Source organism: Pseudomonas sp. UF-293, from assembly GCF_058245595.1.
In genome coordinates this window covers 63,903-73,388 of record NZ_JBSICA010000026.1, presented here as the reverse complement: position 1 = coordinate 73,388, position 9,486 = coordinate 63,903, and the positions used below count along the sequence as shown (strand labels likewise).

General features: G+C 59.3%; 9 protein-coding genes. 3 read left to right on the top strand and 6 right to left on the bottom strand.

What is annotated here, in order from left to right; genetic code table 11:
- Positions 1–71: 71 nt before the first annotated feature.
- Positions 72–1,094 (bottom strand): transporter, encoded by a 1,023-nt coding sequence (locus AC4IHP_RS22245; RefSeq protein WP_460120897.1) that lies wholly within the window; start codon positions 1,092–1,094, stop codon positions 72–74.
- 275 nt (positions 1,095–1,369) lie between these two features.
- Between AC4IHP_RS22245 and AC4IHP_RS22240 the strand changes: the two genes are divergently transcribed.
- Positions 1,370–2,992, top strand: coding sequence for a methyl-accepting chemotaxis protein (locus tag AC4IHP_RS22240; protein WP_490832759.1), 1,623 nt, complete (start codon positions 1,370–1,372; stop codon positions 2,990–2,992).
- A 182-nt stretch (positions 2,993–3,174) separates the two neighbouring features.
- Here the strand turns inward: AC4IHP_RS22240 and AC4IHP_RS22235 are convergent, their stop codons facing one another.
- Together AC4IHP_RS22235 and AC4IHP_RS22230 are read right to left on the bottom strand one after the other, a co-directional pair.
- A complete protein-coding gene (locus AC4IHP_RS22235; RefSeq protein WP_030142484.1) occupies positions 3,175–3,480 on the bottom strand; it encodes a PepSY domain-containing protein in 306 nt (101 codons plus the stop codon).
- A gap of 156 nt (positions 3,481–3,636) precedes the next feature.
- Positions 3,637–4,764: a glycerophosphodiester phosphodiesterase gene (locus AC4IHP_RS22230; protein WP_490832758.1), complete on the bottom strand. Its 1,128-nt coding sequence runs from the start codon at positions 4,762–4,764 to the stop codon at positions 3,637–3,639.
- 220 nt (positions 4,765–4,984) lie between these two features.
- On the opposite strand from AC4IHP_RS22230, the gene AC4IHP_RS22225 reads away from it, so the two are divergent.
- Positions 4,985–5,311 (top strand): DUF2025 family protein, encoded by a 327-nt coding sequence (locus AC4IHP_RS22225; RefSeq protein ID WP_490832757.1) that lies wholly within the window; start codon positions 4,985–4,987, stop codon positions 5,309–5,311.
- 108 nt (positions 5,312–5,419) lie between these two features.
- Here AC4IHP_RS22225 and AC4IHP_RS22220 read toward each other — a convergent pair whose 3' ends face one another.
- The 3 genes from AC4IHP_RS22220 to AC4IHP_RS22210 form a co-directional block, all read right to left on the bottom strand.
- The gene (locus AC4IHP_RS22220) at positions 5,420–5,920 is read right to left on the bottom strand and encodes a DUF1003 domain-containing protein (protein ID WP_490832763.1); all 501 of its coding nucleotides are present in this window, start codon (positions 5,918–5,920) and stop codon (positions 5,420–5,422) included.
- Positions 5,921–6,056: 136 nt separating this feature from the next.
- Positions 6,057–7,376 (bottom strand): methyl-accepting chemotaxis protein, encoded by a 1,320-nt coding sequence (locus tag AC4IHP_RS22215; protein ID WP_490832756.1) that lies wholly within the window; start codon positions 7,374–7,376, stop codon positions 6,057–6,059.
- Between the two features lie 232 nt (positions 7,377–7,608).
- Positions 7,609–8,217 carry a TetR/AcrR family transcriptional regulator gene (locus tag AC4IHP_RS22210; RefSeq protein ID WP_016773570.1) on the bottom strand — a complete coding sequence of 203 codons (609 nt, stop codon included), beginning with the start codon at positions 8,215–8,217 and terminating at the stop codon, positions 7,609–7,611.
- A gap of 211 nt (positions 8,218–8,428) precedes the next feature.
- Between AC4IHP_RS22210 and AC4IHP_RS22205 the strand changes: the two genes are divergently transcribed.
- A complete protein-coding gene (locus tag AC4IHP_RS22205) occupies positions 8,429–9,484 on the top strand; it encodes an MBL fold metallo-hydrolase (RefSeq protein ID WP_490832755.1) in 1,056 nt (351 codons plus the stop codon).
- The last annotated feature ends 2 nt before the right edge of the window (positions 9,485–9,486 follow it).

Here is a 9,486-nt window from a genome sequence, read left to right as displayed (position 1 = left end):
CATCTGTATCACCTGACACACCGCCTTCGCGAGCAAGCCCGCTCCCACAGGAATCTTCGGTGCATGTGAAATCAATAATCCCCACGCTTGCGAAACGCCCAGCGTCCGGCAATCACCGTGAATGTCGCCACTAACGCCACCAGCACCCAAAACCCGTGCGGGTCCTGGGACAGCGGTACACCCCCCACATTCATCCCGAAAAAGCCGGCAATGATGTTGATCGGCAAGGCCAGCACCGTTACCACCGTCAGGGTGAACAGCGTGCGGTTGCTCTGCTCGTTGAGGTTGGCGGCGATTTCTTCCTGCAACAGTTTGATCCGTTCGCCAAGGGCGGTGAGGTCGTTGATGATCAGCGCAAACTCCTCGGTGGATTTGCGCAACTCCTTGACGTCCTCCTTCTGCAACCACGGCGGCGGACGATTGAGCAGGCGCAGCAGCGAACCCGGCTCCAGCGCCAGCAGCCGTTGCAGACGCACCAGCACGCGGCGATTGGCACCGAGTTCGGCGCGGTTGGTCGACAGGCGCGAGGAGAGCAATTCGTCTTCGACCTGATCGACACTCAGGCTGGTCTTGCGCACGATCTGCGTCAGCACTTCGCCCTGATCGCGCAGCAGATGCACGAGCAGTTCCGAGGGCGAGCGAAAGCATTCGCCGGCCTTCACCGACGAGCGCAACTTGTCCACCGAGTGCAGCGGTTGCAGGCGCGCGCTGACGATGAGTTTGCTGCGCACGCAGACCCACAGCGTCGACACATCCGAGGAGACCATGCTGCTGAGGTTGAACACCACATCGTTGACCACCGCCAGCAGCGCCGAATCGACGTGCTCGATGCGCGTCGAACGCGAACCTTCGTGCAGCGCTTCGAAAAACTCCTCGGGCAATTGCAGATGACTTTTCATCCAGCGCTCGCATGCGGCATGGGCCAGATTTAAGTGCAGCCAGAGAAATTCGCCGCTGTCGCTGTCATCCTGCAAACAGCGCAAAGCCGTCGCCGAATCGAGCTCTCGCCCGCGCTCACCGGGCAGAAAACGAAAGCCGTAGAGCAAGCCAAACAGGTCCGGATCGCGATGGCTGATATCGAGGCTGTGGTTCATGGCGGCTCGCTGCGAGGAGGGTGTCTGGGGCAGGATTTTCAGGTTCACCTGAGCGGCATCATCGCAAGCCAACATGACCGTTTTGTGACAGCAAAAAGACGTCAAATCAATGTGTTACCGGCCGTCGGAAGTTTCTCAAGGAAGGCTCTGGCGCGCCGATCTCAGGTGAGTTAGGTTGCGCGCCATTGGCTTTTTGCCACGGTGCGACGACAGGGAAGTCCGGCCATTTTTCACGTCCGCTCGGGCGTGCTCATCCCTGCTTCGAGTACCTTGCAATGCTGCAAAAATCCCTGAGAGCGCAAATTCTCGCCCTGCTGAGCGGCAGTCTGTTGGCGATGCTGTTGATCGCGCTGGCCTGTTTCCATTTCCTCTCCAATGGCGTGCAAAGCTACAGCCAGTTGATTGCTGGCCCGTTGCACACTTCGCAACTGATCGATGAAGCCAACCTGCAATTCAAAGTGCAGGTGCAGGAGTGGAAAAACGTCCTGCTGCGCGGTAAGCAACCGGCGGATCTGGCGAAATACTGGAGCCAGTTCGAAGAGCGCCAGCGCGACGTGCAGAACATTCTCGGCGAACTGGCCGGCCAGAAAGGCATCGAGGCCACTCTCAAATCACGTATCGAACGCTTGCGCGAAGAGCATCGCCAGTTGGGCGCGGCCTATCAGAAAGGCCGCGATGCCTACGTCGCTGCCGGTGGTGATCCGAGCGCCGGCGACGCTGCGGTCAAAGGCGTCGACCGCGCCACCAGTGAACAGATGAGCGCGTTGGTTGCCGAGCTGCGCAAGCAGGGCACCGAGCAATCGGCATTGATCAGTGCCAGCGCCGATCGCACCGTGTGGCTGGGCCTGTTGGTGATGCTCGCGTCAGGCTTGCTGATCGGTCTGCTGAGCCTGTGGCTGGTCAGCCGCAACCTGATCGAGCCGATCCGCAACCTCATCGATTACGTCTCCCGCTTGAGCCGTGGGCAGTTGGCCGAGCGCGTTGTCAGCGAGCGTCGCGATGAGCTGGGCAACCTTGCCGCCGCAGCAAACACTCTGCGTGATTTTCTGGCGGACACCTTCACTCGGTTGCAACGCAGCGCCAGTGATCTGGACAGCGCCAGCGGCGAGTTGAACGCCATCGCCACGACGATGGCCGGCGGCACCAGCGAGCAATTCAATCGCACTGATCAAGTGGCCACGGCGATGAACGAAATGTCCGCCACGGCGCAGGAAGTCGCCCGACACGCCGCCGATGCCGCGCGCGCTGCCGACGATGCCGATCAGTCGGCGCAGCAGGGTGAAAAGGTCATGCAGACCACCATCCATTCCATCACGCAGATGCGCGGCGAAATCGCCAACACCGCCACGGTGATCCGTCGCCTCGAGACCGACAGCGGCCGTATCGGCAAGGTGCTGGAAGTGATTCGGGGCATCGCTGAACAGACCAACCTGCTGGCGCTCAACGCGGCCATTGAAGCAGCACGGGCGGGTGAGGCCGGGCGGGGTTTTGCCGTCGTCGCCGATGAGGTGCGCAACCTCGCTCAGCGCACGGCGGAGTCGATCATCGAGATCAACCAGATTATTCAGAACGTGCAGACCGGGGCTGTCGATGCCGCGCAGGCTATCGAGAGCGGCCAGGCGCGCAGTGACGAAAGCGTTGAGCAGGTGACTCAGGCTGGCGCGATGCTGGAGCGCATCACCTTGGCCGTGGAGGCGATTCGCGACATGAACCGGCAGATCGCCACGGCGGCTGAGGAGCAGACTTCAGTGGCCGAGGATATCTCGCGCAACCTGACCGAAATCACCGCGATTGCCAGCACCAACCTGGACAACGTGCAGCGCACCGAAAGTGCCAGTCAGAATCTGCATGGGTTGTCGGGGCAGTTGAATGAGGTGACGGCGCGGTTGAGTGCCTGATTGCGAGTTCTCGCGTCCGGCAACTTTTGTAGGTCTTCGCCTGCTCGAGATGGCGTTGGAACAGTCAACATTGATGTCGCTGACGCTGCGCTTTCGTGAGCAGGCTCGCTCACACATGATTAACGGCAGGCATAAAAAAGCCGCACGATCTTCCAATCGTGCGGCGCTTTAACAGCGGTCTATCAAGTGTCTTGCTTGTTGCTCAGCACTTTACCGGTGGTCGCATCAAAGTCCACGTCGAACTCTTTGCCGTCAGCGGTTTTAAGTTCAACTTCGTACTCATAACCGTTGAAGTGGTTATCCAGGTCGGTATCGGTAATCGTTGCGCCCGGGTGCAGTTTCAGTGCTTCGGCGTTCATCGATTCCAGCGACTTGATCTTGCCGTCCTTGACCAGTTGCGGGATCTGGTCAATGCGAACATCAGCCTGAGCCAGGCCAGCGGTGAGGGTCAGGGCAGCGGCGGTAAACAGGGCAGTCAAAGTTTTCATCGGTTCATTCCTTGGCAGTGCGTTGAAGTGGTTGATCTGTGTAAGTGAGTTCAGATTAACCAGCGCAACTTAACTCTCCCTTAAATCTCTGCCTCGCGATAAAACTGCTCTTTTTGGGAGCGAGCCTGCTCGCGAAGCAGGCGACTCGATAACAGGTTAGAAACCGTTCTTCTTCAATACCTCGTCAACACTGCCAACAGCCGGACGCTTATAAAACTTGAGCAATTCACTGGCGCGGTTGGTAAAGATGCCATCAACCCCCGACGCCATGACTTTCTCGTAGTCCACCGGCTCGTCGACCGTATAAACATGCACCAGCATCCCTTGGTCGTGGGTGTACTGATTCATCCACGGCTGCACCAGATCGGAATAGCTCTGGTCACCGCCATGGGTCAGCTTCGCCGATGGACCAGTGCCGATCGCGCCCTGGGCTTTGGCGTAATCGACCCATTGCTTGAATTCAGCTTCCGACTTCGGTTCCTGTTTGCCGTAGAAAACGTTTTTGTCTTTCTCACCGGACGCGGCAAACGTCACGGCGGATTTGGGCTCGATGCTGCCTTCGCCGACCCACAACAGCAGGATCTTCGGCACCTGGGGCATTTCCTTCTCCAGCAATTGCAGGCTGTTTTTATCGAAGGTCTGCAGGATCACCTTGCCTTTGCCCTGACCGACGCCCAGCGCACTTTTCGCCAGTTTCGAACCGGCCGGGCTCAACCAGCCGCGATCCTGGAGTTTTTCCTTGAGGTCATGTTCGATGCCGGGAAACAGCTGCGGCTCTTTGGTTTCGATGTACAGGCCCGGTTTGTGCTGCGGGTTGGCGCGGGCGATGTCGATGATTTCATCGAGGGTAAGAATTTTCAGCCCGGCGTAGGAAGGGCGGGCGCGATCCGGGTACTTGGTGTTGAACCAGCTGCCGGCATCGAGGCTTTTCAGCTCGGCCATGGTGAACGCGGTGGCCGGGCTGTCCTTGCGCTCGGGGAATTTGCTGGCGACGTCAGTGGTGCGTTGCAGGTTGTCATCGTGCAGGGCGAACAGCACGCCGTCCTTGCTGCGCTGCAAATCCATTTCCAGGTAATCGGCGCCGAGGTCACGAGCCAGTTTGTAGGCCGCTGCGGTGGATTCCGGAGCATCGAACGACGCGCCACGGTGGGCGATTACCGCCGGATGCGGAATGCCATGGGCGGCAGCGATTGCCTTGGGCTCCGGGTGGCTGGCGGCATGCGCCTGACCGAGGCCGAACAACAGACTCAGCACCAGAGCGCTTCGGGTAAAAGTGGCAGGCATGGTCGAGTTCCTTTCGCAGGTATTTTTCGAGACGTACCTTTTAACAACTGAAGCGCCGCAGGGCTATCGCCAGACCGACATAAACCGAGCAAAACGGAAATTTCCTGCACTTTTGTGGCGCTGTTTGCAGTACGCTTGCCCTCGGCAGACGCCCCGGCAGAGGGCGCGCCGCTGCGTTGCCCTGCGTGTAAACCATCGATCAACTTTCGTGAGGTTTACCATGCGCATCACCTCCCAACTCATCTGCCAGGCCGCCGACGATCTCAAAGGCTTCGTCGGCTTCAACCGCAAGACCGGTCAATACATCGTGCGCTTCAGCGAAGATTCCTTCGGCATGGACGTTGCCGACGACGGCATCATCCCGGCCAGTGAATTCGTCTGGGCGACGGCGTCGGACACCACCATGACGCTCAAGCGCGAGTTGATTCAGTTGCTGCTCGATCAACACATCGACGAACGCATCAACATCACCGAACCGTTGCGGGTGTACATGAGCAAGGTTGAAGTGCCGGAGATTGCTGCGGTGCGAAGTCTGGTGCGCGGTTGAGTTTTTGCAGTGTGGTTGCGGGCCTCTTCGCGAGCAGGCTCGCTCCCACAGGGATTTTGTGAACGCCACAGATCCAATGTGGGAGCGAGCCTGCTCGCGAAGGCGGCCTTAGTTCTGGCACACGTGAGCGTGCAACTCGCTGGTCAGGCCTTCGATGCGCTCGGTGAGGGTTTTCGTCATTTCGGTAAGGCGGGTGTTTTGTTCCAGCAACGCCAGCAATTGCGCGGAATTCTTCGCCGCCTCAGCCTGACGTTCGGTATTGGCCTGTGCCAGCGCTTCGCGGTGCTGCGCATCGGCGTCGGCCTGCGCTTTATCGCGCGCGGCCTGACGGGTTTGCGCAAGCAGGATCAATGGCGCGGCGTAGGCCGCCTGCAGGCTGAAGGCCAGGTTCAGCAGGATGAACGGGTAGACGTCGAATTGAGTCACGCCCCATACGTTGAGAGCGATCCATACCGCAACGATCAAGGTTTGCGCTCCAAGGAACAGCGGCGTGCCGAAGAATCGCGCAAACGCTTCGGCGCGCAGGGCGAAGGCGTCGTTGCCGAAGGTCGTATTCAGATGGGCGTGGGGGCGGTGGAAGCGCAGGTGATCGATGGGGGCGTTGGATATTTCGGATTTTTAGTTATTCATGGGGCACTCGGCGGGGCTTGGGACGTGTCGTCACTATAGCTCTGCGTTGTGGCGGACGACCTTCGTGGGCAAGCCCGCGAAGGTCGCGACTCGTTCTATCGACCCTGCACAAACCTCAATTCGGCACCCGCTCATTGGCAAACATGCTCACTGCATCCACCGCCTCACTGGCGCCATCGCGAATCTGCAGAATCACCGTGCCGGCCTGATTGGCCAGCTCCACGCCCTCTGCGGCGCGGTCGCGGGTGCCTTGCATGCTCTTGATCGCCTGCCGTGTTTCGCTCTGGATCAGACTGATCATGGTGGAGATCTCGGCGGTGGAACCGCTGGTGCGCGCGGCCAGTTGCCGGACTTCATCGGCCACCACGGCAAAGCCGCGCCCCTGTTCACCGGCGCGTGCCGCCTCGATGGCGGCGTTGAGGGCGAGCAGGTTGGTCTGATCGGCGATCGCGCGGATGGTGTTGACGATGGCGGTGATCTGTTCGGAGCGCTCGCCCAGTTGCGCGATCAGCGTTGAGGACTGGCTGATGTCCTCGGCGATTTCGCGCATTTCGCTGGCAGCCTGTTGAATCACCTGCGTACCTTGCTCGGCGACTTTTCGCGTCGCCACCGAGATGTGATAAGCGGTGCTCGCACTGCGCGCGTCCTGCTCGTGTTGTTCGACACGGGCGGTAACGTCAGACGCGAATTTCACGACTTTGTACAAGCGCCCCGAAGCGTCGTAGACCGGGTTGTAGTTGGCTTCCAGCCAGACGATCTGACCGCGCTTATCCACACGCTCGAACTGCCCGTGGAAAAACTCGCCCTGATTCAGGCGCCGCCAGAAATCCTGATAGGCGCCGCTGTTGACCAGCGCCGGGGTGCAGAACAAGCGGTGATGCTGGCCTTTGAGCTCTGCGAGGTTGTAACCCATGCGCGTGAGAAAATTCTGGTTGGCGGTAAGAATGTTGCCGTCCAGATCGAACTCGATCACCGCCATCGCGCGATCGATCGCCTGCAACTTGGCGTTGGCCTCGTTCTCCTGCTGCACCTTGGCGGTGACATCCATCGCGTACTTGACCACTTTGACCACCCGTCCCGACGCATCCTTGATCGGGCTGTAACTGGCCTCGAGCCAGATCGGCTGGCCTTTGCTGTCGACTCGTTCAAAAGTGCCGGATTGGAACTGACCGTTTTTCAAGCGCGACCAAAGCTCGGTGTATTGAGCACTGCGACCGAACTCTGGTGTGCAGAAGTGCCGGTGCGGCTGGCCGATCGCCTGGGCAGCCGTGTAGCCCATGGTCTTGAGGAAATTGTCATTGGCACGCAACACCACGCCATCAAGATCGAACTCGATCACCGCCATCGAACGGTTGATCGCTTCGAGCATTGCAGCTTGGTCAAAAACGGTGTGTTGCAGTTCAGCGAGGGCGGCTTTCTGGCGATTGAAAAACATGCTTGCGATACTCGGGAAGTGGGGAAAATCAAAAGGATTCAGTCCCTATTCCTGCGCCGGCAGACCGAAATGCACGGACGGCATTCGGTGGTGACTGCTCAATGCCAGCGTTCCGTTACTGGCAGATGGCTACTTATACAAAACTTAATAAAGTTGTACAAGAAAGGAATTTTTCACAAGTTTGTATAACTTTTTACGAAGTTAGTTGTACACGGCTCGACGAGCCGGTGATTCACCGCTGATACAGTGCCAGGAACATCTCCAGCGCCGACTCGGCAACTGCATTCTGCGCGTCTGGATCAAGGGCCGCGCGACCCAGCGAGATCTGCGGCCAGAACGCGAATGCCTTGAGCAAACCTTGTACTTGATGCGCGGCAAATTCTGGATCCACCGGCTTGAGCCGTCCGTCGGCTTGCGCCGCGCGTATCCAGACGGTCAGGCCTTCCTCGCGCTCGCCCATGCGCTCGATCATGTTCTGCGCACGTTCGGGGGAATGAATGGTTGCGGCAATCGCCACCCGGGCGAGGGTGAGAAAATTCTCGTCGGCCATCATCTGCACTTTCTCTCGCAGCATCAGGCGCAGCTGCTCATGCAGCGGTTGCTCGCGGTCGTAGCTCACCGATGGCTCGGCAATGATCCGCGCCCACAACTGATTAAGGATCTCGGCGAACAGTTCTTCCTTGCTCGGGAAGTGGTTGTACACCGTTCGCTTCGACACGCCGGCCGTGGCGGCGATCTTGTCCATGCTGGTGATTTCGAACCCGTGGGCACGGAATTCGGCGATCGCCGCCTGGATGATGGCTTCGCGTTTGCGGTCGGTGAGGCGTTGTGGAGCGGTCATGAGCGGACTTCGGCAGAGAAGGAAGGAAATTACACTCGGCAGTTTACTTGGCGCCGGCTTTGATGCAACCTAGAAACTACACCGCTCAGTGTAATGTTGCGTTAATCCTCGCACCTTACAAACCAGAGCGTTTGGCCTTTGCGTGCAGCTTGGCCATTTTCATTTCCCGTGGAATACCGTGCAGCACACGGTTTTTCGGAGTCGTTCAGTCATGGCCAATCCCGTCTCTCTCCCGGACAACACATCCACGCCTGAAGCCTCGCGCCAGGATCAAGGGCTGTTTCGCAATCATGCGCCGGTTCAGCGCGAAGGCCTGCGCAAAATGCTGCGGATCATGTGGAACATGATTTTCCACAAGCCGCGCGACACCCGTCCGAGCGCCGCCATTCCCGTGCAGCCGCTTACACGCGAAGATCTGCTCGCAGCGCCCAATCACAGCGTTTACCGCTTGGGGCACTCAACGCTGTTGCTGAAGCTGCGCGACAAATTCTGGATCACCGACCCGGTCTTCGCCGAGCGCGCCTCGCCGGTGCAATGGGCGGGTCCGAAACGTTTCCATCAGCCACCGATCAGCATCGACGAGTTGCCGCCGATCGAAGCGGTGATCCTCTCGCACAACCATTACGACCATCTCGACTACGAAGCGGTAGTCAAACTCGCCGCCAAAACCACCTACTTCCTGACTCCACTCGGCGTGGGCGACACCCTGATCAAATGGGGCATCGACGCCAGCAAGGTGCGCCAGTACGACTGGTGGCAGGGCACCGAAATCGCCGGCATCCGCTTCGTCGCCACCCCATCGCAGCATTTCTCCGGCCGTGGCCTGTTCGACGGCAACAGCACGCTGTGGGCGTCATGGGTGATAATCGATGCCGACACACGAATCTTCTTCAGCGGCGACAGCGGTTACTTCGACGGCTTCAAACGCATCGGCGAACAATACGGCCCGTTCGACCTGACCCTGATGGAAACCGGCGCCTACAACGTCGAATGGCCCCACGTGCACATGCAACCGGAAGAAACCCTGCAAGCCCACATCGACCTCAAGGGCCGCTGGCTCTTCCCGATCCACAACGGCACCTTCGACCTGGCCATGCACGCCTGGCATGAACCCTTCGACCGCATCCTTGCCCTCGCGTGGGAACGCAGTATTGCGATTACCACACCGCGAATGGGGGAGGCGTTCAACCTTGCGCATCCACAACGGGGGAGTGCGTGGTGGATGGCGGTTGAAGAGGAGGGGGAGGCGCTTGCTCAGAATGCCTGACG